At 60.8% G+C, this 26,817-nt stretch carries 19 protein-coding genes and 3 pseudogenes; 16 read left to right on the top strand and 6 right to left on the bottom strand.

Translation table 11 applies throughout. The features are described 5' to 3' along the window. Positions 1–123: 123 nt before the first annotated feature. From nifH to NKI10_RS27110, 12 genes and pseudogenes are all read left to right on the top strand, one after another. Complete coding sequence (nifH, locus tag NKI10_RS27165) at positions 124–1,017, top strand: nitrogenase iron protein (protein ID WP_023706403.1); 894 nt, start codon at positions 124–126, stop codon at positions 1,015–1,017. A 98-nt stretch (positions 1,018–1,115) separates the two neighbouring features. Then, on the top strand, positions 1,116–2,618 hold the full coding sequence (nifD, locus tag NKI10_RS27160; protein WP_352862343.1) for a nitrogenase molybdenum-iron protein alpha chain: 1,503 nt from the start codon (positions 1,116–1,118) through the stop codon (positions 2,616–2,618). Positions 2,619–2,742: 124 nt separating this feature from the next. After that, positions 2,743–4,284 carry a nitrogenase molybdenum-iron protein subunit beta gene (gene nifK, locus NKI10_RS27155; RefSeq protein ID WP_352862342.1) on the top strand — a complete coding sequence of 514 codons (1,542 nt, stop codon included), beginning with the start codon at positions 2,743–2,745 and terminating at the stop codon, positions 4,282–4,284. A gap of 56 nt (positions 4,285–4,340) precedes the next feature. Then, positions 4,341–7,223, top strand: coding sequence for a bifunctional nitrogenase iron-molybdenum cofactor biosynthesis protein NifEN (locus NKI10_RS27150; RefSeq protein ID WP_352862341.1), 2,883 nt, complete (start codon positions 4,341–4,343; stop codon positions 7,221–7,223). Next, positions 7,189–7,686 carry a nitrogen fixation protein NifX gene (gene nifX / locus NKI10_RS27145; RefSeq protein ID WP_352862340.1) on the top strand — a complete coding sequence of 166 codons (498 nt, stop codon included), beginning with the start codon at positions 7,189–7,191 and terminating at the stop codon, positions 7,684–7,686. Before NKI10_RS27150 ends, nifX begins: the two co-directional genes overlap by 35 nt. 16 nt (positions 7,687–7,702) lie before the next feature. Further along, positions 7,703–8,215, top strand: coding sequence for a NifX-associated nitrogen fixation protein (locus NKI10_RS27140; RefSeq protein WP_352862339.1), 513 nt, complete (start codon positions 7,703–7,705; stop codon positions 8,213–8,215). Next, entirely contained in the window at positions 8,202–9,008 is an 807-nt protein-coding gene (locus NKI10_RS27135) for a response regulator transcription factor (RefSeq protein WP_023820227.1), read from the top strand. Before NKI10_RS27140 ends, NKI10_RS27135 begins: the two co-directional genes overlap by 14 nt. 1,299 nt (positions 9,009–10,307) lie before the next feature. Next, positions 10,308–10,748, top strand: coding sequence for a FixH family protein (locus NKI10_RS30940; RefSeq protein ID WP_502897581.1), 441 nt, complete (start codon positions 10,308–10,310; stop codon positions 10,746–10,748). Positions 10,749–11,525: 777 nt separating this feature from the next. Further along, positions 11,526–11,971: pseudogene (locus tag NKI10_RS27125) on the top strand (NifX-associated nitrogen fixation protein). A gap of 46 nt (positions 11,972–12,017) precedes the next feature. After that, positions 12,018–12,220: pseudogene (locus tag NKI10_RS27120) on the top strand (CCE_0567 family metalloprotein). Then, on the top strand, positions 12,217–12,531 hold the full coding sequence (gene fdxB / locus NKI10_RS27115) for a ferredoxin III, nif-specific (protein ID WP_352862338.1): 315 nt from the start codon (positions 12,217–12,219) through the stop codon (positions 12,529–12,531). The pseudogene NKI10_RS27120 and the gene fdxB overlap by 4 nt, the downstream one beginning before the upstream one ends. Continuing rightward, complete coding sequence (locus NKI10_RS27110) at positions 12,528–12,875, top strand: exopolysaccharide production repressor protein (protein WP_352862337.1); 348 nt, start codon at positions 12,528–12,530, stop codon at positions 12,873–12,875. Before fdxB ends, NKI10_RS27110 begins: the two co-directional genes overlap by 4 nt. Before the next feature lie 115 nt (positions 12,876–12,990). Here the strand turns inward: NKI10_RS27110 and NKI10_RS27105 are convergent. The 5 genes and pseudogenes from NKI10_RS27105 to NKI10_RS27085 all read right to left on the bottom strand — a co-directional run. Further along, positions 12,991–13,146: pseudogene (locus NKI10_RS27105) on the bottom strand (hypothetical protein); the annotation flags it as partial. Between the two features lie 104 nt (positions 13,147–13,250). Further along, positions 13,251–15,392: a methylmalonyl-CoA mutase gene (gene scpA, locus NKI10_RS27100; RefSeq protein WP_352862336.1), complete on the bottom strand. Its 2,142-nt coding sequence runs from the start codon at positions 15,390–15,392 to the stop codon at positions 13,251–13,253. Between the two features lie 10 nt (positions 15,393–15,402). Further along, a complete protein-coding gene (locus NKI10_RS27095; protein ID WP_352862335.1) occupies positions 15,403–17,424 on the bottom strand; it encodes an acetyl-CoA carboxylase biotin carboxylase subunit in 2,022 nt (673 codons plus the stop codon). A 230-nt stretch (positions 17,425–17,654) separates the two neighbouring features. After that, complete coding sequence (locus NKI10_RS27090; RefSeq protein ID WP_352862334.1) at positions 17,655–19,187, bottom strand: acyl-CoA carboxylase subunit beta; 1,533 nt, start codon at positions 19,185–19,187, stop codon at positions 17,655–17,657. Beyond that, positions 19,187–19,768: a biotin transporter BioY gene (locus tag NKI10_RS27085; RefSeq protein WP_352862333.1), complete on the bottom strand. Its 582-nt coding sequence runs from the start codon at positions 19,766–19,768 to the stop codon at positions 19,187–19,189. The genes NKI10_RS27090 and NKI10_RS27085 overlap by 1 nt, the downstream gene beginning before the upstream one ends. A 132-nt stretch (positions 19,769–19,900) precedes the next feature. Between NKI10_RS27085 and NKI10_RS27080 the strand changes: the two genes are divergently transcribed. Then, positions 19,901–21,313, top strand: coding sequence for a helix-turn-helix domain-containing protein (locus NKI10_RS27080; protein WP_352862332.1), 1,413 nt, complete (start codon positions 19,901–19,903; stop codon positions 21,311–21,313). Positions 21,314–21,645: 332 nt separating this feature from the next. Here the strand turns inward: NKI10_RS27080 and NKI10_RS27075 are convergent, their stop codons facing one another. Then, positions 21,646–22,614, bottom strand: coding sequence for a GlxA family transcriptional regulator (locus NKI10_RS27075; RefSeq protein ID WP_081740777.1), 969 nt, complete (start codon positions 22,612–22,614; stop codon positions 21,646–21,648). Between the two features lie 93 nt (positions 22,615–22,707). Between NKI10_RS27075 and NKI10_RS27070 the strand changes: the two genes are divergently transcribed. Genes NKI10_RS27070 through NKI10_RS27060 form a run of 3 tightly spaced genes read left to right on the top strand, consistent with a single transcriptional unit; the run spans position 22,708 to position 26,817 of the window. Further along, positions 22,708–24,801, top strand: a complete 2,094-nt coding sequence (locus NKI10_RS27070; RefSeq protein WP_352862331.1) for an acetate--CoA ligase family protein — start codon at positions 22,708–22,710, stop codon at positions 24,799–24,801. A gap of 16 nt (positions 24,802–24,817) precedes the next feature. Continuing rightward, positions 24,818–25,654, top strand: a complete 837-nt coding sequence (locus tag NKI10_RS27065) for an enoyl-CoA hydratase/isomerase family protein (RefSeq protein WP_155924295.1) — start codon at positions 24,818–24,820, stop codon at positions 25,652–25,654. Next, the gene (locus NKI10_RS27060; RefSeq protein ID WP_023820210.1) at positions 25,654–26,817 is read left to right on the top strand and encodes an acyl-CoA dehydrogenase family protein; all 1,164 of its coding nucleotides are present in this window, start codon (positions 25,654–25,656) and stop codon (positions 26,815–26,817) included. Before NKI10_RS27065 ends, NKI10_RS27060 begins: the two co-directional genes overlap by 1 nt.

Below are 26,817 nucleotides of genomic sequence, written 5' to 3'. Positions count from 1 at the left end.
TTCGGTTCGATCAGCCAAATTGGCACGAGTCTTGAGATCCTTAGGTGCGAGGCGGCTACAGCTGCCCGACCGGCATTCATGTCGCGGCAGCCGCGATGAATGGAACGAAGGAAGGAAAGCTACATGTCAGGTTTGCGTCAGATCGCCTTTTACGGCAAGGGCGGCATCGGCAAGTCCACCACCTCCCAAAATACGCTCGCCGCCCTTGTCGACCTCGGGCAGAGAATCCTCATCGTCGGCTGCGACCCCAAAGCCGACTCCACCCGCCTGATCCTGAACGCGAAGGCGCAGGATACGGTGCTGCACCTCGCGGCAGAGGAAGGTTCGGTGGAAGACCTGGAACTCGCGGACGTGCTCAAGGTCGGGTACAAAGGCATCAAATGCGTGGAGTCGGGAGGGCCCGAGCCGGGTGTCGGCTGCGCCGGCCGCGGCGTGATCACCTCAATCAACTTCCTCGAGGAGAACGGCGCCTACGACGACGTCGACTATGTCTCCTACGACGTGCTCGGGGATGTGGTGTGTGGCGGTTTCGCGATGCCGATCCGCGAGAACAAGGCCCAGGAAATCTATATCGTCATGTCCGGCGAGATGATGGCGCTCTATGCCGCCAACAACATCGCCAAGGGTATCCTGAAATACGCCCATTCGGGCGGCGTGCGGCTCGGCGGCCTGATCTGCAACGAGCGCCAAACCGACCGCGAACTCGACCTCGCCGAGGCGCTTGCTTCCAGGCTCAATTCCAAACTTATCCACTTCGTGCCGCGCGACAACATCGTCCAGCACGCCGAGCTCAGGAAGATGTCTGTGATCCAGTATGCGCCGGACTCCAAGCAGGCCGGCGAATACAGGGCGCTGGCCGAGAAGATCCATGGGAATTCGGGCCAGGGCACCATCCCGACCCCGATCACCATGGAGGAGCTCGAGGACATGCTGCTCGACTTTGGCATCATGAAGACGGACGAGCAGATGCTTGCCGAGCTTCAGGTCAAGGAAGCGGCTAAGGCGGCCGCACAGTAGCGACCACTGCCGACATGAGGCGCCGCCTGACCTGGTGCGTCTTTCAAAGAACGGCGCCTCGTCGGTGAGGCGTCACCCTGAACCTTGAAAGGGGTCCCATGAGCCTGGAATACGAGAATGACGGTGGCCTCCATGCGAGGCTAATCGAGGAAGTGCTGTCGCAATATCCTGACAAGTCGGCGAAGCGCCGCAAAAAGCACCTCAGCGTCGCAAAAAGCGGCGACGAGGCTGGCGAGGAAAGCGAGGTCCTTTCCGAATGCGAGGTCAAATCGAACATCAAGTCCATCCCCGGCGTGATGACAATTCGCGGCTGCGCCTATGCCGGCTCGAAAGGCGTGGTGTGGGGTCCAGTCAAGGATATGGTCCATATCTCGCACGGCCCGGTAGGCTGCGGGCAATATTCCTGGTCTCAGCGCCGCAACTACTACATCGGCACGACCGGCATTGACACGTTCGTCACCATGCAGTTCACCTCCGATTTCCAGGAGAAGGACATTGTTTTCGGCGGCGACAAGAAGCTCGAACGGATCATCGACGAGATCGAGGAACTGTTTCCGCTGAACAAGGGCATGACTGTGCAATCCGAATGCCCGATTGGCCTGATTGGCGACGACACCGAAGCTGTGTCCCGCAACAAGGCCAAGGAGCACGAAAAGACAATCGTGCCGGTGCGCTGCGAGGGCTTCCGCGGCGTCTCGCAATCCCTCGGCCACCACATCGCCAACGACGCGATCCGCGACTGGGTGTTCGAGAAGAAGGACCTCGAGTTCGAGGCCGGCCCGTACGATGTCAATGTAGTCGGCGACTACAATATCGGCGGCGACGCCTGGGCTTCGCGCATCCTGCTCGAAGAGATGGGTCTGCGCGTGGTCGGCAACTGGTCGGGCGACGCTACCCTGGTCGAAATAGAGCGAGCGCCAAAGGCGAAACTCAATCTCATCCATTGCTACAGGTCGATGAACTACATCTGCCGGCACATGGAGGAAAAGTATGGCATCGCCTGGATGGAGTACAATTTCTTCGGCCCCTCCCAGACCGAAGCCTCTCTGCGCAAGATAGCCAAGCACTTCGGGCCGGAAATCGAGGCCAAGGCCGAGGCGGTCATAGCCAAATACCGGCCGCTGGTCGAGGCGGTCATAGCCAAGTACCGGCCGCGCCTCGAAGGCAGGACGGTGATGCTTTATGTCGGCGGGCTGCGCCCCCGTCACGTCGTCACGGCATATGAGGACCTGGGCATGGTGATCGTCGGCACTGGCTACGAATTTGGCCATAACGACGACTATCAGCGTACCGGCCACTACGTGAAGAAGGGCACTCTGATCTACGACGACGTGACTGGTTACGAGCTGGAGAAGTTCATCGAGGGGATCCGTCCTGATCTCGTTGGCTCCGGCATCAAAGAAAAGTACGCGGTCCAGAAGATGGGCATACCGTTCCGTCAAATGCATTCCTGGGATTATTCCGGCCCGTATCACGGCTACGACGGGTTCGCCATCTTCGCGCGCGATATGGATCTGGCCATCAACAACCCGGTCTGGAACCTCTACGACGCCCCCTGGAAGAAAAAAGCCGAGCCGTCGGCGGCGATCGCAGCCGAATGAAACCCTGGCCTCCCGGAAGCCGGGAGGCCATGAACGCCTGTGGCCGCTTGTCCGCGGGAGACCTGAAACTTTCGACGTCCCTGTGCCGCCGTATGGCGGACCAGATGCAAAGAGGTAACCGCCCATGCCGCAGTCGGCTGAAAAAGTTCTCGACCACGCGCCCCTGTTCCGCGAGCCGGAATACAGGCAGATGCTCGCGGAGAAGAGGCTGAATTTCGAATGTCCTCACCCGGACCAGGTCGTTACCGACCAAGGCGAATTCACCAAGACGTGGGAATACCGCGAAAAGAACCTTGCTCGCCAAGCCCTTGTCGTGAACCCCGCCAAGGCCTGCCAGCCGCTCGGCGCGGTGTTCGCGGCCGCAGGCTTCGAGCGAACCATGTCCTTCGTCCATGGCAGCCAGGGCTGCGTGGCCTATTACCGCTCGCACCTGTCGCGCCATTTCAAGGAGCCTGCTTCGGCGGTTTCCTCCTCGATGACCGAGGACGCGGCAGTGTTCGGCGGCCTGAAGAACCTGGTCGATGGGCTCGCCAACACGTACCAACTCTACGACCCGAAGATGATCGCCGTCTCGACCACTTGTATGGCAGAGGTCATTGGCGACGATCTGCACAGCTTCATCGAGAACGCCAAGGACGAAGGCTCGGTCCCGAGCGACTTCGACGTGCCTTTCGCCCACACTCCGGCCTTCGTCGGCAGCCATGTCGACGGCTATGACGTTACGGTCAAGGGCATTTTGGAGCATTTCTGGAAAGGGGAGGAGCGAACGGAAGCCGAGGGGACCATCAACGTCATTCCGGGCTTCGACGGATTCTGTGTTGGCAACAACCGGGAACTCAAGCGCCTGCTCGACCTGATAGGCGTATCCTACACCTTCATCCAAGACGCCTCTGACCAGTTCGACACGCCGTCCGACGGCGAATACCGCATGTATGACGGCGGCACGAAGATCGAAGACGTGAGGAAGGCACTCAACGCCGAGGCGACGCTGTCGCTGCAGCATTACAACACCCGAAAAACCCTAGAGTATTGCGAGGGGGTGGGGCAGGCGACGGCCTCGTTCCATTACCCGCTCGGTGTAAAGGCGACTGACGACTTCCTGATGGAGGTTTCCGCGATTTCCGGCAAGCAAATCCCGGAGGTAATCCGCCTCGAGCGCGGCCGACTTGTCGACGCCATGGCGGACAGCCAATCCTGGCTGCACGGTAAGAAATACGCCATTTACGGCGATCCGGACTTTGTCTACGCCATGGCCCGCTTCATCATGGAGACGGGCGGCGAGCCGACCCATTGCCTCGCCACCAACGGAACGTCGGCATGGGAAGCGGAGTTGAAGGAACTGCTTGCATCATCGCCCTTCGGCAAGGATGCTCAAGTCTGGGCGGGCAAGGACCTCTGGGCGATGCGCTCGCTGCTCTTCACCGAGCCGGTGGACCTGCTGATCGGCAACTCCTATGGCAAGTATCTGGAGCGCGACACCGGCACGCCGCTGATCCGGCTGACGTTTCCGATCTTCGATCGCCACCATCACCATCGGTTTGCGCTGATGGGCTACCAAGGCGGGTTGCGCGTGCTGACGACGATCCTCGACAAGATCTTCGACAAGCTCGATCGCGAGACAAGCGAGACGGGCGTGACGGACTATTCGTATGACCTCACCCGCTAAGCTTGACGGTCGGCTTTGGCCGGTCGTCTTCCCGAGGGACTTTGGAGACCGACGCAATGTCCTTGCTCAGAGCCAAAATCCAGGATGTCTTCAACGAGCCTGGCTGCGAAAAGAACCGCGGCAAGGATGCCAAGGCGCGCAAGGAGGGCTGTTCGAAGCCACTGATCCCCGGGGCGGCGGCCGGCGGCTGTGCCTTCGATGGCGCCAAGATCGTGCTGCAGCCGATCACAGACGTCGCACACCTGGTCCATGGGCCGCTCGCCTGCGAGGGCAATTCCTGGGACAACCGCGGTGCGGCTTCGTCCGGGCCAACGCTGTGGCGCACGAGCTTCACGACCGACCTCACCGAACTCGATGTTGTCATGGGGCAGGGCGAGCGGAAGCTCTTCAAAGCGATCCGCGAGATCAAGGAAGCGTATGGGCCGCCGGCGATCTTCGTCTATCCGACCTGCGTGACGGCGCTGATCGGCGACGACATCGACGCCGTCTGCAAGCGCGCGGCGGAAAAGTTCGGCTTGGCCGTTGTACCGGTCAATGCGCCGGGCTTCGTCGGCTCCAAGAATCTCGGCAACAAGCTTGCCGGCGAGGCGTTGCTCGAGCATGTCATCGGCACGGTCGAGCCCGACGATGCCGGCCCTTACGACATCAACATTCTTGGCGAATTCAACCTCTCGGGCGAATTCTGGCTGGTGAAGCCGCTGCTGGATCGGCTCGGGATCCGGGTGCGCGCCTGCATTCCGGGTGACGCCCGTTACGTCGATGTTGCCGGCGCGCACCGCGCCCGGGCGGCTATGATGGTGTGCTCGACCGCGCTCATCAATCTGGCACGCAAGATGGACGAGCGCTGGGACATCCCGTTTTTCGAGGGCTCCTTCTACGGGATCACCGACACCTCGGAAGCGCTCCGACAGATCTCTGAGCTGCTGGTGAAGCAGGGTGCCGATCCGGAGATCCTCGGCCGCACCGAGCTATTGATTGCAGAGGAAGAGGCGATCGCCTGGAAGAACCTAGCGGCCTACCGGCCGAGGCTCGAAGGCAAGCGCGTGCTGCTCAACACCGGCGGCGTGAAGTCCTGGTCGGTCGTCCATGCGCTGATGGAGATCGGGATCGAGATCGTCGGCACCTCTGTCAAGAAGTCGACCGTCGAAGACAAAGAGCGGATCAAGCAGATCCTCAAGGACGACAACCATATATTCGAGCAGATGGCAGCGCGCGAGCTTTACGCCATGCTCTCCGAACACAAGGCCGATATCCTGCTATCAGGCGGGCGCACGCAATTCGTCGCTCTGAAGGCCAAGACGCCCTGGCTCGATATCAACCAGGAGCGCCAACATCCTTACGCCGGCTATGACGGCATGGTGGAACTCGTACGCCAGATCGACCTGGCCATTCATAACCCCATCTGGTGCCAGGTACGCGAGCCGGCACCATGGGATTGCCAGCCTGCGGTGAGGGAGGAACGGCCGTGCACGAAAAGCGAGACCGTGACCTTGCATGCTGTCCAGGAATTCTCCGGCACCACGGCCGCTGATTTCGGCGAGTGTCGAGGAAAGCCGATGGTCCGCATCCTTCCCCAGTCCAAAGCGGCGGCGGTCAATCCGCTGAAGTCATCCCAGCCGCTCGGCGCCGCCCTCGCCTTTCTTGGCGTCGACGGCGCGATGCCATTGTTCCACGGCAGCCAGGGGTGCACCAGCTTCGCGCTCGTGCTCTTCGTGCGACATTTCAAGGAAGCCATTCCCTTGCAGACAACCGCGATGGACGAGGTGGCAACGATCCTCGGCGGGGCAGACCATCTGGAAGAGGCGATCCTCAACCTCAAGGCCCGCACAAAGCCAACGCTGATCGGGGTTTGCACGACCGCGTTGGTGGAAACCCGGGGCGAAGACTGCGCAGGAGATATCGCCAATATCAGGCTGAAGCGGACCAAAGAACTCGCGGGTACGGAGGTGGTGCTGGCCAACACGCCAGATTTCGATGGTGCGATCGAAGAGGGCTGGGCCAAAGCTGTCACCGCGATGATCGAAGGGATTACACGGCCCGGCGAGCAAGCGCGGCAGTCGAAGAAAATCGTGATCCTGCCTGGCTGGAACCTCACTGTGGCTGACACCGAGCATTTACGTGAGATGGTTGAAAGCTTTGGACTGAAGCCGGTGATTCTGCCGGACATCTCCGGCTCGCTCGACGGTACGGTGCCCGACCGCTGGGTCACGACCACCTATGGCGGCACCAGCGTCGAGGATATCCGCGAGCTAGGCACGGCCGAGCAATGTATCGTCATCGGTGAGCATATGCGCCGCCCGGCCGAGCTGCTGCAGAGGTTGACCGGCGTGCCTTACGTGCTGTTCCGGTCGCTGACCGGATTGAGGGACGCCGACCGGTTCGTCTCGCTGCTGTCCGCAGTTTCGGGCGAGGCGGCGCCGGCTGAGGTGCGCCGTCGGCGGGCGCAGTTGCAGGACGCGTTGCTCGACGGACATTTCCACTTTGGAGGCAAGAAAATTGCGATCGCTGCTGAACCAGACCAACTCTACCAACTCGCGAGCTTCTTCATCGGCATGGGCTCCGAAATCGCGGCGGCGGTCACAACGGCCGCTATGTCGAAAATTCTGGAGGAAGTGCCGGCGCAGTCGGTTCAAATCGGCGATCTCGGCGATTTGGAAGCGCTTGGCGCCGGCGCTGATCTTCTCGTTACTCATTCCCACGGCCGCCAGGCGGCGCAGCGCCTCGGCATTCCGCTCATGCGGGTCGGCTTCCCGATCTTCGACCGGCTCGGGGCCCAGCACAAGCTCACCGTCCTCTACCAGGGGACCCGCGACCTGATCTTCGAGGTTGCCAACATTTTCGAAGCCAACGGGCGAGCGCCGACGCCTGAGGCGCTTGATCCACTCCGTAAGCGAGAAATGCCAGATGAGCTCCGTCCGTCGCCTCTCGCTCGTCACTGACGAGGTTCACGTACCGAAGCCGGAACGCCAAGCGGGCGCATTGCGCGTGGCGATCGCCACGCAGGACATGAAGAACCTCAACGCCCATTTCGGATCGGCCAGGCGCTTTGCTGTCTACGACGTTATGCGCGAGGAGTGGAATCTCGTGGAAGCCGTGGCCTTTGACGACGTTTCCGACGAGAGCGGGAAGCACCGAACCGAGGGCGATGACCGCATCACCCCGAAGGTGGAGGCACTAAAGGGCTGCCATTTGCTGTTTTGTCTGGCGATCGGCGGACCTTCGGCAGCCAAACTTGTTTCCGCAAAGATCCATCCGATCAAAGTGCCGCAGCCCCAGACCATCCAAGAGGTGTTGTTGCGCACGCAGATGATGCTCAGGACGTGTCCTCCCCCTTGGCTGCGCAAGGTGCTGGCGCAGGCAGGTGTCGCTGAACAGAAGCCCTCCTTCGAGGACGAAAGCTGAATGAGGAGTGGGCGAAATGTTTGAAGCCGCTGTTGGCCCTGCCGCCACCGAGGACGAGGCGGCCCTTGCCACCCCGTTCGTCAAATGCCTCGTGCGGCTGATCCGTGCCAATGATTCCCACGGGTCATGGGAAGGCAAATCGGACGCCGAGCTGCTGGGCGACTTCATCATCACCAAGGAACAGCGCCGTGCAATTCCAATCATCGGCGATCACGATCCGGACGTGCTGTGGAGGCTCGATAAGTTCTACACCGCCGTCGGGCTTGCGATTGAGGAACGCTCCGGCCTGATGGCATCCCCGATCATGGAGATGAGCCACGAGGGCTTCGGGCGCGTGCTCTTCACGGCCGGGCGGTTGGTCGTTTTGTCGAAAACCCTGCGCGACGTCCACCGGTTCGGTTTCGAGACGTTCTGGAAACTCGCCGCCGCCGGTACCCAACTGGCCGGCGATGCCACCGCAGTCATTGAGGCTTATCCCGAGGTGGCGCGGGCGGGATCTTTCGATCGAGGGGATCATGTCAGGTCTTGAGGACATGCGATGGCCAGCCCTCTCAATCGAGGCGGTCGAGGCCGATGTGGTTCTTGGGGTAGCGCTGATGAAGCCAGTGGTACTGATCTGTTCGCAAGATGCGGAGTTGTATTTGTTCCTCAGCCACATTCTGGGGGTGGACGGCTTCACGAGTGAGCCGGCAGGCGGCGTGAATGAAGCACTTGCATTTGCCAATGAACGGGAGCTCCAGGCGGTCGTGCTGGACTGCGGGCCATCAAGCGTGGCAGGCTCCACAATCTGCGCCCGGTTTAAGGGGGAGCCCCGAACCGGCCGCCTGCCCGTCATTGCGTTGATCGCGCCCGGCGCCGAGAACCAGCACCTCGATCTCTTGAAGGCAGGAATTGACGAGAGCTTTGTGCGGCCCTTCGCGCCGGCCAAGCTGCTTGACTGTCTACGCACGAAGCTGGCGCTGCCACAGCCGGGTTCAAACGGGATAAAAAACGGCAGCTGGCTCCGCTGTGGCAGGCTAGAGATGAACGTCGATGCCCGCCGAGTCCATGGTAACGGCCACGACATCCACCTTGGACCGATCCAGTTCAAGCTGCTGCGGCATTTGCTCGAGACTCCCGGCATGGTGTTCAGCCGAGTCGAGTTAAAGAACGCTGCTTGGGGGGAAAAGATCCATGTCGGTGAACGCACCGTCGATGTCCATGTCAGCCGGATCAGAAAGGAGCTGGAGAGGACGTCGGCCGGCAGCGTCATTCGAACTATCAGGTCCGACGGCTACTCGCTGGAGGAGGCGGACGTTGAGCCTGAGGCTGACGGCGAATGAGGCAGGTGCGGTGCCACTCGCTCGAGGGACCGGACGGCTGAACAGCGAAGATGTAGTGCCACCCCATCTCCGTCGTGCTGAGGGCAAGTCTTGCGGCTTCGAAACGCGCCTACAGTTACGACATACTTAGAAAGAAGCAGACAGATGGCCTTCAAGAGCGTACTCAGTGTGACGGGAGTTGACCACTCCGATCAGGATGTCAGGACAGCTGCCAGCTTGTGTGCCGAAGTCGGCGCGTATCTTTCCGTACTGGTGATGTCGCCTCCGCCGCTCGTGATGGTCGCCTCGGCCGCTAGGCGGTGGCATCCCCGAGTGGCCTGGACAACGCGCACACGCCATTGCCGCACTGGAACAACGGTACACGCAAAGAGATTTTCACAGGACACGGCCAGTTGGGAAAAAACATCCAGGGAAATTCACAAACTGCTGAAAGCCACGTGGCGGTGCTATGATGTCGATATTGCGAACTGCGAAGCATCGGTGACGCGGTGCGACAGCGGGCGCTCTGCAACGGCCCCGCACTTCTCAACGACACTAGTCTCGGAGCTCTTGTTTTCAACGGCAGCTTGTTCGATACGGCCACTGTGCTCGCGCAGCACGCAATCGATACGTCTGCCAACATGATAGTCATGGGCGCTTATGGCAGCCGACGGCTGCGCGAGCGGCTCTTCGGTGGCGTCACAAGATGGATGGTGGGCAAGCCGCCATTGCCGCTGTTTTTGGCTCGCTGACGGGTTCCGAAGCAGCACCGATGCTGTTCGAAGCTCTACTCCCTGGTCACCTATCCTGATGCCAAGTCGGAGAAAAGTCGCCGCAACGCGAAGCTCCTGGAGCAACTTGCAAGCGCCGTCGCGAAGAACATTCCCGGACGTCTCTAACGCGCGCTCGGGGTCTGCTCGCCGAGACAATCCGTAACGCGCAGACCAACGGCCGGGCAGAGGCCCAGACGTCCTCAATGCTCTCAAAACACCGATACTCGGGTCGGCGTCAGGTCGAGAAGAGAGTCGTTTCAGCGCAGCAGGCCGCGTTCGGACCGTAGCCCCATCGTATTGGCGTTATCACGATTCCCCTCACCACTGGCCGGGAGCTGAACACCGCAACCGTGCAGCGGCCAAGGCACCGACCTTCGAGTCGGACGGTCGGGCTCTTGCCGGTGGCGGGGGGGAATTGATAGCATCAATAACGTTACCATCGGCTGGGATGGTAGCCGGCTTAGCGGCGAGGACGGCGGCCGCATCTTCAGCGTTTTCAGTCTGCCCGGCCCACCGCGTGGCGACCGAGCGGCCTTAAGGCTGGTCAATTCCGACAAGCTCACATTCGCACCAGGCGGTCCCTGTAGCGCTGAGCACAGGGAACACAGAAAATATCGGCACAAAGCAGGAACCCCGGAGAGCTCACCGGCCGCACACGCCGGCACTCATCCTGGCCTTTTTTGCCAGGATCATAATCTTCGAGCTGGCGATGGCGGTATTGGCGAGCCGAAGCTGGACCGGCTTCGTCGTGAAAAATTCCCATGTCGCCAGCCAGGAATTCAATCGCAAGGCGGGCGAGGGGGCACAGGCCGCGCTCGGATGGGGCAGCCTTTGCAATCGAAAATGGCGAGATCCGCTACCGCCTGAGGGACCGGAACGGCAAGACGCTCAAGCCGGTGGCGTGAAGCGGACAATGATGACGGGCCTGGCGGCAGCCAACGCAGTCTTGATGTCCATCTGCTCGGTCCCTCAGCCGAATACATGTTGAGTCGTCCGTGGCCAGGCTTTCGTGCCGGCCCGAAGTGCCAGATGCGTGTCCAAACCGGACAGCGGCAGAAGACATGTCGCGTCCAATACAACCGGCCATCTTGGGCACCCGGACGATTTTGAAGTAGAATCAAGAAGTTACTGCGCGCCTAGCGCGTTGGCACGGCCTTTGCGATTTGAGAGTCAGCAACACTGAGTGAAGGCTGACTGCACGCAGATGCGCAAGACGAGCGATGCTCTTGAACCCTCGTGCCCCCGTCTCAAAGGGGGAACAAGCTCGCGCATAAGGTCACCCAACCTTTGGCAACAGCCTTGGAGAGCAACATGGTAGTGCAGCTGGGGTCACCGGCTCCCGAGATCAAAGTGGAGGACTGGCTGCGTGGCGAGCCCCGAGGGTGCCAAGGCGCGGTTGGCCGAGGAGGAAAGATAAAAAAATGGGTAATTGGTCGAAATGACTTACTGGTCAATTCGCCCATTTCCCTGGCGTGACCGTGCGGCAAGGAGGGTCCATGCAGAACTTGGTCGATCGTTTGCAGCAGGGTCGAGGCTCAAATCTTCATGGCCTCCGGCCGCATTGCGGCGGAAGTGATGTTCAACGCGAATTCGCGTGGAAGACTTCGCAGTCGAGGACGTGTTCAAGGTCGGCCCGAAGGACATCAATTGCGTGGAACCAGTCGCGCCGAGCCGGGCGTCGGCTGCGCAAGTGTGCCCGAAGTACGCGTCCCAGACAACAGACATCGTGCTTCGAGGAAGAGGACTGAAATGAGGAGAAGGCGAAATGTCTGACACCGCAATCAGCCCTGCCGTTGAGGAGGACGAGGCGCCTGCCACGCCATTCGTCAGATGCCTCGTGCGGCTGATCGGTGCTCAAGACTCCTACGGCTCGTGGGAAAGCAAATCGGACGCCGAACTGCTGGACGACTTCATCGTCATCAGAAAACAGCGCCGTGCGATGCCTGTCATCGGCGATCCCGAGCCGGACGTGCTTTGGAGGCTCGACATACTTTACACCGCCGTCGCGCTCGCGATCGAGGAGCGCTCCGGCCTGATGACATCGCCAATGACAAAGATGAAACCTATGGGGCTTCGGACGATCGCGTTTTACGGCCGGGCGGTTGGTCGCTCTGTCGAGACATCCACCGGTTCGGCTTAGAGATGCTCAGGAAGCTAGCGGAGGCCGGTACGAAACTGATCGACGATGCGACTGCGGCCATCGAAGCCTAACCCGACGTGGCACGGGCGTGAAGAAACCGATTTCAAGGAAGGATCTATGTCAAAGCTGGATGAGATGGGAACGGAAGTCCGAAAGCTTCAGTTGCGCGCGCCATTGCCAAGATGAAATTGCGCGACCTTGCAGAGGATCTCCCTGGAAAATGGACGGAGATAGAGGAAGTCGCCGAGGAAGCGTCGGCCGTTTTTGCCGAGTTGGATGGCGCCCAGAGAGAGCTCGCTGCAATGAAGAAGTTACGATGAGGAGCACATTCACCACGCGCGACGGCTCCGGATGGATGCCGGAATATCTCACCGCGATAGACGGCGCGACCTGCATCGGCTGCGGCCGCTGTTTCAAAGTCTGCTCGCGCGAGGTCATGCATCTTTACGGCGTCAATGACGCGGGTGAAATCCTCGCCTGCGACGGCAAAGACGACGATTTCGATGGCGAGCTCAATCGCATGATCATGGTCGTCGACCATCCCGGCCGCTGCATTGGCTGCGGAGCCTGCGCCCGCGTCTGCCCGAAGAGCTGCCAGACCCATGTTGCGGCCGACAATGTCGCTGCATGATCTGGTGGACATCCAGGAGAACGGCATTGCCCTTCAGAATCTTCTGCCGCGTCCTGGGAATGGTCCTTTGCAGCACAGCTCTGACCGCCTATTTCGCTTCTCATTCCATCGGCACAGCAATCGTCACGACGCTGGCTTGTTCGCTGCTCCTTCAGCTGGCGTATTTCGCAAGCGTGCTCTTTCTGATCTGGCGGTCTGGCCACGTTAGCCGAGCTGGCCAAAGGGCCGAGCATTTCGACAGTTGCGAGGAAGTTGGATCCGAGCCGCCAGACCTGGATGAGGTAAAGAATGAATCCGCAGAGTTGCTCCAGCGCGGTCAAATGCTGGCCACATCGCTGGAGTAGTCGTCACGATCAACGTCTCCGGATCCGGTCGTCTGTCGGCAAACAACGAAATTGCATCGTGAACCTGCTGGAAGCCTGGAGCGAGGTTCCCATACAGGAGCAGCCCCTCTTCCGTCAGCTTGATCTCGCGGTTCCAACGATCAAACAGGCGAACGCTGAGTTGAAGCTCCAATAGCTTTATCTGCTGGATTACCGCCCTGGCGTCCCGCCGCCCAGATCTTTTGCAGCGCCGTTTACGCTGCCGTGACGCCCGACCTTGACAAAGGCGCACGCCTTGGTCGCTTCGGTGATGACGCGCCTGACCTCCATCAGCTTCGACGCCTTCAGGCCGGTTTCGCTTCTTTGAGCTGACCGAGAGCTGCAGAACATGGCCGTTCATTGGTTTCGTCTTCTTCCCTCGAGGACATCAAGGAGCGCCCGCGCCGCATCGAGCACGTTCGTGCCAGGGCCAAAGATAGCCGCCACACCGCGGTCACTGAGGAACTGGTAATCCTGGCGCGGGATGACGCCACCGACCACGACGACAATGTCGTCGGCACCCTTGGCCTTTAGCGCCTCGACTAGCTGCGGCGCGAGCGTCCTGTGACCGGCCGCCAGCGAGGATACCCCCACAAGATGCACCTTCTTCTCTACTGCTAGCTGCGCGGCCTCCTCCGGCGTCTGAAAGAGCGGGCCTGCGACCACGTCGAAGCCGATGTCGCCCAAGGCGGACGCGATAACCTTGGCGCCGCGGTCGTGCCCGTCCTGACCAAGCTTCGCCACCATAATGCGCGGCCTTTGTCCAAGGGTGCAAGTGAAGTCATGGATCCGCGAGACCAGCGTCTTGAACTCCGGCTCCTGGTCAAAGGCTTTGCCATAGACGTTGCTGACCACCTCGGGTACCGCCGTATGATCGCCAAACGCCTCACGCATGGCATCTGAAATCTCCCCCACAGTCGCGCGGGCCCGTGCCGCCTCGATCGCCGCTGCGAGGATGTTGCCTTCGCCGCTAGCTGCGACCTGGCTAAGTGCGAGAAGCGTATCGCCGACGCGCTGGGGATCGCGCTGGCGCCTGGTCTTTTCGATGCGGGCAATCTGCGACTGGCGCACGGCTCCATTGTCAATGTCCAGGATATCGATCTGGTCCTCGGTCTCGAGCCGGAACTTGTTAACGCCGACTATGACCTCTTCGCCCTTATCGACGGCAGCCTGACGGCGTGTGGCCGCCTCCTCGATCAGCCGCTTGGGCAGTCCGGAGGCCACGGCTTTGGTCATGCCGCCCAGCGCCTCGATCTCTTCGATAAGCGCCCAGGCCTTTTCGGCAAGCTCATTGGTCAGGCTTTCTACGTAATAGGAGCCGGCGAGCGGATCAACGACCTTGGTCACGCCGGTCTCATGCTGCAGGATGAGCTGCGTGTTGCGCGCAATGCGGGCGGAGAATTCCGTCGGCAACGCGATCGCCTCGTCGAAAGAATTGGTGTGCAGCGACTGCGTGCCGCCAAGAACGGCGGCAAGCGCCTCATAGGCCGTGCGCACGATGTTGTTGTAGGGGTCCTGCTCCTGCAGCGACACGCCCGATGTCTGGCAATGCGTGCGCAGTATCAACGACGAAGGCTTCTTCGGATGGAACTCTTCCATGATACGCGACCACAGAAGTCGAGCTGCCCGCAGCTTGGCGGCCTCCATGAAAAAATTCATGCCGATGGCGAAGAAAAACGAAAGCCGGCCGGCGAACTCATCGACGCTCAGGCCCTTGGCGATGGCTGCGCGGACATATTCGCGCCCGTCAGCCAGCGTGAAGGCAAGTTCCTGGACCCGCGTCGCGCCGGCTTCCTGCATGTGATAGCCGGAAATCGAGATCGAATTGAATTTTGGCATCTCCCTTGCCGTGTATTCGATGACGTCGGCGATGATCCGCATCGAGGGTCCGGGCGGATAGATGTAGGTGTTGCGGACCATGAACTCCTTGAGGATGTCGTTCTGAATGGTTCCGGAGAGTTTTTCGCGCGCGACGCCCTGTTCTTCTCCCGCGACGATGAAGTTCGCCAGGATCGGGATCACCGCGCCGTTCATGGTCATCGAAACCGACATCTCGTCGAGCGGAATGCTATCGAACAGGATCTTCATGTCCTCGACAGAATCGATCGCAACGCCAGCTTTGCCGACGTCGCCCTCGACGCGGGGATGGTCTGAATTGTAGCCGCGATGCGTGGCAAGATCGAAAGCCACCGACAGGCCCTTCTGTCCGGCGGCGAGCGCCTTGCGATAGAAGGCGTTGGATTCCTCGGCTGTCGAGAAGCCGGCATACTGACGGATGGTCCAGGGCCGGCCAGCATACATTGTAGCGCGCGGCCCGCGGAGGAACGGCCTCAGGCCCGGCAACGAATTGAGGTGGGCGATCTCCTCCAGATCCGTTGCGGTATACAGCGGCTTGACGGCTATGCCTTCCGGCGTGTGCCAGACCAGATCGTCCGGCGAGGCCTTCAGTTCGCGCTCGGCGAGTTTGCGCCAGTCCTCGTACCCCACCCGGTCGCCCATTGCCCTGCCCTCACTCGAATTCCATGATCAGTTCATCGACGGCCAGGCTGGCGCCGGCTTCCGTGGCGATGCGCCGGATCGTTGCCCGGCGCTCGGCGCGCAGCACGTTTTCCATTTTCATGGCTTCGACCGTCGCAAGCGCCTGCCCTGCCTCGACCTGATCCCCCGCCTTAACCGAGACGGCGGTTATCACGCCGGGCATCGGACAGAGCAGCATCTTGGAGGTGTCTGGTGGCAGCTTTTCCGGCATCAGCAGCGCCAGCTCGGCAATGCGGGGCGTGCGGACATGGGCCAACACATCCATGCCTCGCCATCGCAAACGGATGCCCGTCGCCACGTTTGACGTCTTCACGCCAAGCGTCTCATCGTCGATCGTGAACCGAGCTTGGCTGCACCCCGGCTGCCAGTCGCTGCCGACTGCGACCGGAGTCTCGCCGCCGAGGGCGACGACGACCTTGCCGCCCTTTTCACCAATCGTGATGCCAAAGCTTTTGCCGGCTAACATCGCGACCCAGTCGTGCCCCACCAGCCGACGGTGATTGTCCATCGCACTAGAAATCAGCACGTTGCGTTCCTGCATCCGCAGATTGATGAAGGCGGCGATCACCGCCAGCTTCCTGGCATCCTCCGCGGACGGTTCGACCCCAGAAAACCCGTCCGGATATTCCTCGGCGATAAACGCAGTCGTCAGCCTTCCCTGGCGAAAGCGCGGATGGTCGATGACAGCGGACAGGAACGGCAGATTGTGGCCGATACCCTCCACTTCGAAGTCGTCGAGGGCGCGGGCCATGGCATCGATAGCCGCCAGCCGGGCGGATGTCCCCTGTCCGTCCGGCGCCCAGGCGCACAGCTTGGCGATCATCGGATCATAATACATGGAAATCTCGCCGCCCTCGAAGACACCGGTATCGTTGCGCACGATCGCCCCGTCGTCGAGTACGCCTTCCATCGGCGGACGATAACGGCTCAGCCTGCCAATCGACGGCAGGAAGTTTCGATAGGGATCTTCGGCATACAGCCGGCTTTCGATCGCCCAACCTGTCAACCTCACCTCGTCCTGCGTCAGGCGAAGCGGTTCACCGGCCGCAATGCGGATCATCTCCTCGACTAGGTCGATACCGGTGATCAACTCCGTCACCGGATGCTCGACCTGCAGCCTCGTGTTCATTTCGAGAAAATAGAACTTCTTTTGCGCATCGACGATGAACTCGACCGTGCCAGCCGAAAAGTAACCGACAGCCTTGGCGAGTGCCACCGCCTGCTCACCCATGGCCTTGCGCGTCGATGCGTCGAGAAAAGGCGACGGCGCTTCCTCGACGACCTTCTGGTTGCGGCGCTGGATCGAGCATTCTCGTTCGCCAAGATGGATCAGGTTGCCATGCTGGTCGCCGAGCACCTGAATCTCGATGTGGCGCGGCTGGGTAACGAACTTCTCGATGAAGATGCGGTCGTCGCCGAAAGACGATTTCGCCTCGTTCTTCGACGATTGAAACCCCTCGCGCGCCTCGATATCGTTCCAGGCGATCCGCATGCCTTTGCCGCCACCGCCCGCCGACGCCTTGATCATCACCGGATAGCCGATCTCGTCGGCGATCTTCACCGCCTCGTCGGCATCCGCGATCAACCCCATATGGCCAGGCACGATCGAGACCCCGGCCGATGCGGCGATCTTCTTCGACGTGATCTTGTCGCCCATCGCCTCGATCGCCACCGGCGGTGGCCCGATGAAGGCGACGCCCATGGGTTTCAACGCCTCGGCGAAATTAGCGTTCTCCGACAGGAAGCCATAGCCCGGATGCACGGCGTCGGCGCCGGTCTGCTTCACCGCTTCGAGGATCTTGCCGACGACGATGTAGGACTGGCTCGAAGGCGGCGGACCGATATGCACGGCTTCGTCGGCCATCTTGACATGCAACGCCTCGCGATCGGCATCTGAATAGACTGCGACAGTGGCAATGCCGAGCTTCCTTGCGGTCTTGATGACACGGCAGGCGATTTCGCCACGATTGGCGATGAGGATTTTCTCGAACATTCTTTGCCTATCGTTCAACTGTGAAAGTCGACGCGTCGGTATCCTGCTTCCAACTGAGCTTGGCGCGATTCAGCGTCGTCGGCAGGTCGATGGCGCAAAGGCACCAATCCATTTCACCGGCGTGCCCCAACCAGACTAGACCTCGTGGCCCGCCGACGAGATCGGAAAGCTGTCCCGGCGTCACATAAATGCGTTCACCGCAGAACACGTGATTGCACATAGTTTCACCTCTACAGCGGCATCGTGTCGTGTTTCTTCCAGCGCGCATCGACGCTCTTGCCCCGTAACGCCGCGAAGGCACGGGCAATGCGTCGGCGCGAGGAATGCGGCATGATCACCTCGTCGATGAAGCCACGTTCGGCAGCGACGAAAGGATTGGCGAAACGCTCCTCATAGTCCTTGGTGCGCTGGGCGATCTTGTCCTTGTCGCCAAGTTCCGAGCGATAAAGGATTTCGGTCGCACCCTTGGCGCCCATCACCGCGATCTCGGCCGTCGGCCAGGCATAGTTGACATCGGCGCCAATATGCTTGGAGGCCATGACGTCATAGGCCCCGCCATAGGCCTTGCGCGTGATCAGCGTCACCATCGGCACCGTCGCCTGGCTGTAGGCAAACAACAGCTTCGCTCCATGCTTGATGACGCCGCCATATTCCTGCGCCGTGCCGGGCAAGAAACCGGGCACGTCGACGAGGGTCAGGATCGGGATCGAGAAGGCGTCGCAAAAGCGGACATAGCGCGCCGCCTTGCGCGAGGAGTCGATGTCGAGGCAGCCCGCCAGCACCATCGGCTGGTTGGCAACCACACCGACCGTCTGGCCCTCGATGCGTAGGAAACCGGTGAGGATGTTTCTAGCAAAGGCCTCCTGGATTTCGAAGAAATCACCCTCGTCGGCGATTGCCAGGATCAGCTCACGCATGTCGTAGGGTTTGCTGGCGCTGTCCGGCACCAGCGTGTCGAGCCGCATCTCGAGCCGTGACGGATTATCGTGGAAGGGGCGGACCGGCGGCTTTTCGCGATTGTTGAGCGGAAGGAAATCGAAGAGGGCGCGAACTTGCTCAAGGGTCTCGACGTCGTTTTCGTAGGCGCCATCGGCGACGGACGATCTGGTTGTGTGCGTGCGCGCACCGCCAAGTTCTTCGGCGGTAACAATTTCGTTGGTGACAGTCTTAACCACGTCTGGACCGGTGACGAACATGTACGACGAATCGCGGACCATGAAGATGAAATCGGTCATGGCTGGCGAATACACCGCGCCGCCGGCGCAAGGACCCATAATGACGGAGATCTGCGGTATCACCCCCGACGCATCGACATTGCGCTTGAAGACGTCGGCATAGCCGGCCAGCGAAGCCACGCCTTCCTGGATGCGCGCGCCGCCGGAATCATTCAGTCCGATAACCGGCGCGCCATTGCGCACAGCCATGTCCATGATCTTGCAGATCTTCTGGGCGTGGGTCTCCGACAACGAGCCACCAAGCACGGTGAAATCCTGGGAGAAGACATAGACCAGACGACCGTTGATCGTGCCCCAGCCCGTTACGACGCCGTCGCCCGCCACTTTCTGGGCGGCCATTCCGAAATCGACTGTGCGATGAGTGACATACATGTCGTATTCCTCGAACGACCCCTCATCGAGAAGGACGTCGAGGCGTTCACGCGCCGTCAGCTTGCCCTTGGCATGCTGCGCATCGATGCGCTTTTGCCCGCCGCCGAGGCGAGCCTCGGCGCGACGGAATTCCAACTGTTCGAGAACCGCGCGCATCAGCGGCCGGCTCGCGCGTCAACCCATTTCCATGCCGTCGGGAAAACAAGAACAGCCAGAAGCGCCTTGACGATGTCGCCGAGCATGAAGGGATAGAGTCCGAACTGGAGAATGGGCTTGTCGAAGCCGAGTACGGCGCCAAGCCACAGCAGCCCAGGTACATAAATGATAGCCCCGGCAAACAGGGCTGCAGCCATTGCGGAAAGCGGATTACGGTCCCAGCCGCGGACCGCGAGCCAACCGGCAAGGAGCACGGCCGGCAAGAAGCCAAGGAGATACCCTCCCGTCGGCCCCATCATATAGGCAAGGCCGACGCCTTTTTCCGGCGTACCGGCGAAGACCGGGAAACCGGCAGCGCCCTCGGCCAGGTAAAGAGAAACAGCGGCGACGCCGCGTGCAGGCCCCAGCGCCAATCCCAGGCCAATGACGACGAAAGTCTGCATGGTGATCGGCACCGGATGGAACGGCACCGCAACCTTGGCCGAAAGGGCGAGCAGCAGCGAGGCTGCGAAGATGGTGGTTCCGTCGACTGCAGGGTTGCTCGCCCCCCGCCGTCTCGCAATGGCGTTGTAGATGGTCATTTCGGCTCTCCTCCAAAGGTCCCCTAACTGCTGCCACCAACCTTTAGGTGGCGCGACCGAATGAGGGAACCTTTGAAAAGGAGCGAAGGTGTAATATAGCAATTTGTAATCTGCATTTGCGAAGTTGCGAACATGGCCATAGGCAAACTTTTTGTCGGTACAAAAGTCCGCGCTCTGCGCGAAAGCAGCAAGGCGACGCAGGCCGCCTTCGCCGAGCGCATTGGCATCTCGACCAGCTACCTCAATCAGATAGAAAATAATCAGCGGCCGGTTTCGGCCTCAGTGCTCTTATCGCTTGCCGAGAACTTCAAGATCGATATCGCATCCATGTCGGGAAGCGACAGCGACCGTCTGCTCTCGGCGCTTAGCGAGGCTCTTGCAGATCCGGTTTTAGGTGCCTATTCGCCGAGTTTGCAGGAGTTGAAACTCGTCACTCAGAACGCGCCGGGCTTTGCGCATGCTTTGATTGCCAGCCACCAAGCCTATCGCCGCAACAGCGAACAGCTTGCAAGCTTCGATGATCACATGGTCCGCTCAAACGCCGTCGGTGATCCGACGCCCTACGAAGAGGTCCGCGATTTCTTCCACTTCGTCGACAACTATATTTCCGACCTTGATCTGGCAGCCGAGCGCCTGGCGACGAGCCTTGGCATTCCTGACCGCGATGCTGCGCTTGTGTTGCCGACCTATCTGGAGAGCCAGCACGGTGTTCGGATCCTGCGCTCGCAATCCGGCGAGGATATCCTGCGCCGATATGACGGTGCTTCCCGCGCACTCTTCCTCAATCCCTATTCGCCGACATCGACGCGAACTTTTCAGATGGCGTTCCAGGTGGCCGCCTTGGAGATGGACAAAGAGATCGATGCGATAGTCCAGCGAACAAACTTCCGCACCCAAGAATCTGGTGAGATCTGCAAGATCGGTTTGCGCAATTACTTCGCCGGAGCGCTGACGCTGCCCTATCAGCATTTTCTGGTGGCGGCGAAAGAACTTCGTCACGACCTTGAATTGATGGCGACACGTTTTGGTGCGAGTCTTGAACAGGTCGCGCATCGTCTTTCGACCTTGCAGCGGCCGGGCGTCAAGGGCGTACCTGTGTTCTTCGCCTGCATCGATCGCGCGGGAAATATCACCAAGCGTCATAGCGCCGCCAAATTGCAATTCGCTCGCTTCGGGGCAGCATGCCCGCTTTGGAACTTACATCAGGCCTTTGAGACGCCGGGCCGCATCATCCGCCAACTGGCTGAGACGCCCGATGGCGCGCGCTATCTCAGCATAGCCACCGAAATTGCCAAAGGCAGCGGCGGATTCAATACTCCGCAACGACGATACGCCATTGCTCTTGGCTGTGAGGTAGCCCATGCGCAAGACTTCGTCTATGCCGACGGTACCGACCTGAACAATCGGTTGGCATTCGAGCCGATCGGTGTTTCATGCCGCATTTGTGAGCGGCTGAATTGCGTCCAACGTGCCGTCCCGCCGCTCAAGAGCAAGATTGCAGTCGATCAAAGCCAACGTGGCGCATTGCCGTACACCCTTCGCTGATTTTACGATCACCCAACATTGGACCTTGGGTGGCCGGAGGACTGCTTTTCGTTTTTAAGTGTTGGCGACTCAACAACGGTGGCCGACGACGTGACCTCATGCAGCATGGCAGGATCGTCAAACAGGGCGAGAAGGAAAGAGATCTTCCGACCACCTCATCACGCGTACACGGAACTGCTCGGGATTTGAACATATGTCGGCTTAAAGCGAGAATGCAGGGATTTCAACTTCTGAAGCCAACAGGCCTATGGACCGAGCCTGTGTCGCAGGCTGCGAAGCGCACTGTGGAAAGCCGTCTCATAGGTTTGTATCTTTTGCCAGGCAGCTAGGCCTCACGCGAAGGCTTCGCCGGATTTGTCGGGTTGCCCATAAAGCGATCTGTCGAGGCTGGGAGCCACCTTGAACCGTTTTCGATAGGCACGGCTCAGGCTTTCGCTTGCCGAAAAACCGCACATGAGGGCGATATTGCCTACCCGCTCTCGTGAATTTCGCAAGAGATTGCGTGCGCGATCGAGGCGTAGTTCCAGGTAGTAGGTCTGCGGTGACTGTCCGAGGTGCCGCAGGAAGAGCCGACGAAGCTTCCATTCCTTGGCCTCCAGGCGGTTGGCGATCTCCCTGATCGGAAGTGGCGATTCCATGTTCGCAAGCATCATCTCAATAGCCTTCGCGAGCGTCCGGTTGAGGCGAGGGATCGACCAGTCGAACCCGAACGATCCATCCGCGCGTTCCGATTCCAGAGGCCGATAGTTCAGGATCTCTGCGACTCGGCGCGCCAATCGTTTGTTTTCAAAATGCGAAATCATGGCCAGCGTCATGTCGATCGTTACGACTCCGCCCGCACTTGAGCAGCGATCATGATCGAGATCGAACAGGCGATCGGCGAAGAAGGCTTCGCCGCGGCTTTCACGGAACCCGACGATCGCCTCGTGGTGCGCGGCCGCAGGTCGCCTGTCGAGAAGGCCCGCCTCGGCAAAGATGAGGGCCCCGGTGTCGACGCAGCCCATAAGGGATCCAGTCCGGGCGCGGCGCCTGAGCCAGCTCAATACCGCGTTGGTCTTCATGCGGTCCGGGGCGTAGGAAGCCAACAGAATGACGGCATCTGTCGGCTGTTCATCCAGCCCGCCCTGAATCTCCAGAGCATGGCCTGAAGAGGACCGCGGTGTCGTCCCGTCAATACTCAAGACGCGCCAGCGAAAGACCGGTCCCTGACTTTCTCGATTCGCCAGCCGGAGCGGTTCCGTGATGAGCGAAAGCGACAGAAGCGGGAAGCCTTCGCCAATTACGATAGTTACCACCTTCATGTTCAGTCAGGTCATTTTTTTGTCTGCTCGGATCATCCAGGGAAGGAAGCAGATCGCTATGCTTCAGGCAAGCTTCTTATCCCCGGAAACCAGATGACACAGCCCCTCGATGCCCTCTTCCGCCCCAAATCTGTGGCGTTCATCGGGGGCAGCAATCTCAATCCCGCATTGAAATACCACCGCGACCTCGGCTTCTCCGGAGACACCTGGGTGGTGAATCCCAAATACGAGACCCTGCAAGGATTTCCTTGCGTCCCCTGGATCGAGGCGCTTCCGCAGGCGCCTGATCTGGCTTTCATCGCAATCCGGCGCGAAGCCGCGCTGGAAGCGGTCGGATCGCTCCGTGTCAAAGGCTGTAGAGCAATCGTTTGCAACGCCGCCGGTTTCGCCGAGACGGGGACCGACGGTGGCAACCTGCAGGCGGAGCTCGTCGCCGCGGCTGGCGACATGGCCATGCTCGGCCCAAACGCCGTCGGACTGGTCAACTTCGTCGATCCGATGGCAGCCATGATGGACCAGTTCGGGGTCCACTCGGTCGAAAAGGGCGTCGCCGTCGTCAGCCAGGGCGGTGGCCTTCTGTGCGACGCGGTATTCTCCGATCGAGGTCTGCCAATCACGCATCTTGTCGGTGGTGGCAATCAGGCGATTACCGGCATGGAAGCCTGCGTTGACTACCTGCTCGACGATCCGCGCGTGACTGCCGTCGGCCTGTCCTTTGAAAGTCTTCGGGATGTGTCGGTTCTCCGCAAGGCTGCGGCGAAGGCGCTTAAGCTCGGCAAGCCAATCGTCGCCATCAAGTTCGGCAAGACGGCTGCAGGCGCGCAGGCGGCGGCTTCCCATACCGCGTCGATGACCGGGGCAGGGGCTGCCTGGGAGGCACTCTTCGACAGGCTGGGCATCATCTCCACCAACTCGGAATCCGAGTTCTTCGAGACGCTGAAGCTCTTCCATTCGGGGCAGGCGCCCAAGGGACGCAGAGTTCTCGTGACGGCCGTGTCCGGGGTGCTGGGCGTGATGCTCGCCGACCACCTTAGCGCCGCAGGATTCGAGCTTCCTCAGCCGACCGGGGACCGGGTCGCCCGCCTGCGGGAAGTCCTTCCCTTGATGGCAACGCCTGGCAATCCGCAGGATGTCACCATGGGCGCCTGGAACGACAAGGACCGTCAGACGGCCATCTACTCTGCGCTGCTCGACGAAGGCTACGACGCCGCCCTGATGGTGCAGAACTATCCCCGCGAAGGCATGTGGGACATCAGCGAATACGCTGCGCAGGTCGAGGCGCTCGGCGCGGCCTGCCGAGGCCGCGACGTCGCCGCCATGCAGCTGGCCCCCATGATCGACTGCTTCCCGGCCCACGCCCGGGATCACACCCAGACCCTCGGCCTTGCCGCCATGCAGGGTCTGGAGGAATGTATGCGTGCGATGTCACACGGTGTCTGGTGGCGCGAGCGCCGCGAAGAGCTGAATGCCGCAGGGCTGGAGCAGCTGACCGCGGCCCAGTCGATTGTTCCTGAAGCCGGCACCTATCAAGACGAGGCATCAGCCAAGTCGATGCTGGCAGGGGCTGGAGTCCGGGTTCCCAAGTCGAGAGTCTCCAGTCCCGAGAAGGCCCACGAAGTCGCCACCGAAATCGGCTTCCCGGTTGTTCTCAAAGCTCTCGACCCCCGCCTCATTCACAAGTCCGAGGTCGGTGCGGTTTGCATCGGCCTGTCCTCGGCCCAGGAGGTGCGCGACGCGGTCGACAAGATGCGATCGGACATGGGCCGCCTCGCACCGAACATTCCATTGAACCTCGTCCTCGTAGAGGCGATGGCGGCGAACACCGTTGCCGAGGTCTTGGCTGCCGTGACTTACGATCCGTCCGTCGGTTCCATCATGATGATCGCCGGCGGCGGAGTGGAAGCCGAGCTCTGGAATGACAGCACTTTGGTCGCTGCGCCATTCCGCCGTGAAGAACTCTCGCGTGCGTTCGACCGTCTGAAGGTGGCCGAGCGCCTGAAGGGATGGCGGGGCCGTCCCGCAGGCGACCGCGAGGCGCTGCTCGACACGCTGGAGGCCCTGGGCCTCTTCGCCATCGCCGAGGGCGCCGAAGAAATCGAAATCAACCCGATCCTGGTCGGCCGAGAAGGCGCGCTTGCCGTGGACGCGGTTCTGAAGCTTGCACACCGCAAGAAGTGTGTCGCCTAACACAAAGGGGAAGGCCATGCAGGGTATCACTACCACCGATTACAGGCACCTTGTCTACGAGGTGGACTCCGAGCACGTCTGCTGGCTGACACTGAACAGGCCGGAGAAGCTGAATGCGATGAACCTGAGGCTTATCGCCGAACTACAGGCAGGCCTTCTGCGCGCGGACCGCGACGACAATGTCAATGTTATCGTCATCCGCGGGAACGGCCGGGGATTTTGCGCCGGACACGATCTTGATGAAGACGCCTCGGAGGACCGCACGTCGATCTACGAGTACCGCGCCCACTACATCCATCAGTTCGAGGAGTTCACCACTCCCTGGACCGTCACCAAGCCGGTCATAGCCTCGGTCCACAAGTACGCCATCGGCAAGGGGTTCGAGCTGTCCTTGTTCTGCGACGTCTCGATCGTCACCTCGGACACCCGAATGGGCTACAACGAGGTCCGCTACGGCGTGTCGGGGCACTGCATGTTCCTACCTTGGGTGGTGAACATGAAGACCGCCAAGGACCTTCTCCTGACAGGCAGGGAACTGACCGCCGCCCAGGCGAAGGAAATGGGCCTGGTCACCGACGTGGTCGAGCCGGACCAGCTCGCGGAAGCTACCTGGCGCAAGGCCACACTGATGGCGCGGATGCCGCGCGAGATGCAGCGGATGCACAAGATGTATCTGAATCGCGTCTACGAGATGCAGGGGCTCAGGACGGCGACCGACTACTACCTCGAGCAGGTTGCCATCATGGGCGCGCAGCCTGTGCCCGAATACGCGGAGTTCAGCCGGATGACCGCCGAAAAGGGACTGCGGGCCGCCCTCGATCACGCCAATGCTCGTTACGAAGGGCTGGACTGATGGACTTCTCGCTGACCGAAGAGCAGGAGATGCTCTCCAAGACGGTCCGCAACTTCTGCGAAACCGAACTCATCCCGCACGAAGCGTTGCTTGAGCGGACGAGTGAACTGCCGCGCGAACTGGAACTCGACATCCGCCGCAAGGCGATGGCACTCGGACTTCACGCCTGCAATATGCCAGAAAGCGTGGGCGGAGCCGCGTTGGACTGCGTGTCCTTCACGCTCGTCGAAAAAGGGCTGTCACGGGCATCCCTGGCCTTGGCCGAGTGCGTTCGTCGGCCAAACAACATCCTCGCGGCGTGCCAAGGAGAGCAGATTGCCCACTTCCTCGAACCTGTGATGCGGGGCGAGAAGAGGGAATGCATCGCCATGACTGAACCCGACGCTGGCTCCGATCTCAAGGGCATGAAGACCCGCGCCGTCGAGGACGGCAGCGACTGGATCATCAACGGAACTAAGCACTTCATCTCGAATGCCCAGAACTCGGATTTCGTGATCCTGTTCGCGGCGACTGGGGAGGAAGAGACGTCGAGCGGTTCCCGCAAGCGCATCTCGTGTTTCCTCGTGGACCTCGACACTCCAGGTCTCGAAGTCGCCAGGGGCTACGACCACATGGGTCACCGCGGCTACTACAACAACATCCTGAACTTCGACAGCGTCCGCGTCGGCGCCTGGCAGATGGTCGGTGACGAAGGCGAGGGTTTCAAGGTGGTGAGTGACTGGCTCGGGCCCGGCCGCCTGACGGTGGCGGCGGTCTGCGTTGCCCGTGCGGAACGTGCTTTCGAGGTCGCTGTCGACTTTGCGGCCCAGCGAAAACAGTTCGGGCAGCCGATCGGCAAGTTCCAAGGAATCAGCTTCCCGCTCGCCGACATGGCGACCGACATCCGCATCGGCGACCTTCTGCTGATGAACACGGCGTGGAAGGTGGATCAGAACGCGCCGACGATCGCCCAGGACTGCGCCATGGCGAAGGTCTGGTGCTCCGAGATGCTCGGGCGCGTGGCCGACCAAGCCATCCAGACCTGCGGCGGCATGGGCGTGATGGCCGACCTGCCGCTCGAACGTATCTACCGTGACGCTCGCGTCGAGCGCATCTGGGAGGGGACCTCCGAGATACAGCGTCACATCATCAGCCGACAGCTCATGCGTGCGAGAGGTGCGTGA

The organism is Mesorhizobium sp. M0802 (genome assembly GCF_040320115.1).
In the GTDB taxonomy this organism is placed as follows: domain Bacteria; phylum Pseudomonadota; class Alphaproteobacteria; order Rhizobiales; family Rhizobiaceae; genus Mesorhizobium.
This window is presented reverse-complemented; position numbering and strand designations above follow the sequence as displayed.

What these genes read in the sequence shown, in the direction of transcription:
- NKI10_RS27085 (WP_352862333.1), bottom strand. Translation starts at nt 19,768, where the DNA reads ATGACCATCTACAACGCCATTGCGAGACGGCGGGGGGCGAGCAACCCT.
- nifD (WP_352862343.1), top strand. Translation starts at nt 1,116, where the DNA reads ATGAGCCTGGAATACGAGAATGACGGTGGCCTCCATGCGAGGCTAATC.
- NKI10_RS27075 (WP_081740777.1), bottom strand. Translation starts at nt 22,614, where the DNA reads ATGAAGGTGGTAACTATCGTAATTGGCGAAGGCTTCCCGCTTCTGTCG.
- NKI10_RS27135 (WP_023820227.1), top strand. Translation starts at nt 8,202, where the DNA reads ATGTCAGGTCTTGAGGACATGCGATGGCCAGCCCTCTCAATCGAGGCG.
- NKI10_RS27070 (WP_352862331.1), top strand. Translation starts at nt 22,708, where the DNA reads ATGACACAGCCCCTCGATGCCCTCTTCCGCCCCAAATCTGTGGCGTTC.
- NKI10_RS27150 (WP_352862341.1), top strand. Translation starts at nt 4,341, where the DNA reads ATGTCCTTGCTCAGAGCCAAAATCCAGGATGTCTTCAACGAGCCTGGC.
- NKI10_RS27065 (WP_155924295.1), top strand. Translation starts at nt 24,818, where the DNA reads ATGCAGGGTATCACTACCACCGATTACAGGCACCTTGTCTACGAGGTG.
- nifH (WP_023706403.1), top strand. Translation starts at nt 124, where the DNA reads ATGTCAGGTTTGCGTCAGATCGCCTTTTACGGCAAGGGCGGCATCGGC.
- nifK (WP_352862342.1), top strand. Translation starts at nt 2,743, where the DNA reads ATGCCGCAGTCGGCTGAAAAAGTTCTCGACCACGCGCCCCTGTTCCGC.
- NKI10_RS27095 (WP_352862335.1), bottom strand. Translation starts at nt 17,424, where the DNA reads ATGTTCGAGAAAATCCTCATCGCCAATCGTGGCGAAATCGCCTGCCGT.
- NKI10_RS27140 (WP_352862339.1), top strand. Translation starts at nt 7,703, where the DNA reads ATGTTTGAAGCCGCTGTTGGCCCTGCCGCCACCGAGGACGAGGCGGCC.
- nifX (WP_352862340.1), top strand. Translation starts at nt 7,189, where the DNA reads ATGAGCTCCGTCCGTCGCCTCTCGCTCGTCACTGACGAGGTTCACGTA.
- scpA (WP_352862336.1), bottom strand. Translation starts at nt 15,392, where the DNA reads ATGGGCGACCGGGTGGGGTACGAGGACTGGCGCAAACTCGCCGAGCGC.
- NKI10_RS27090 (WP_352862334.1), bottom strand. Translation starts at nt 19,187, where the DNA reads ATGCGCGCGGTTCTCGAACAGTTGGAATTCCGTCGCGCCGAGGCTCGC.
- fdxB (WP_352862338.1), top strand. Translation starts at nt 12,217, where the DNA reads ATGAGGAGCACATTCACCACGCGCGACGGCTCCGGATGGATGCCGGAA.
- NKI10_RS27060 (WP_023820210.1), top strand. Translation starts at nt 25,654, where the DNA reads ATGGACTTCTCGCTGACCGAAGAGCAGGAGATGCTCTCCAAGACGGTC.
- NKI10_RS27080 (WP_352862332.1), top strand. Translation starts at nt 19,901, where the DNA reads ATGGCCATAGGCAAACTTTTTGTCGGTACAAAAGTCCGCGCTCTGCGC.
- NKI10_RS27110 (WP_352862337.1), top strand. Translation starts at nt 12,528, where the DNA reads ATGATCTGGTGGACATCCAGGAGAACGGCATTGCCCTTCAGAATCTTC.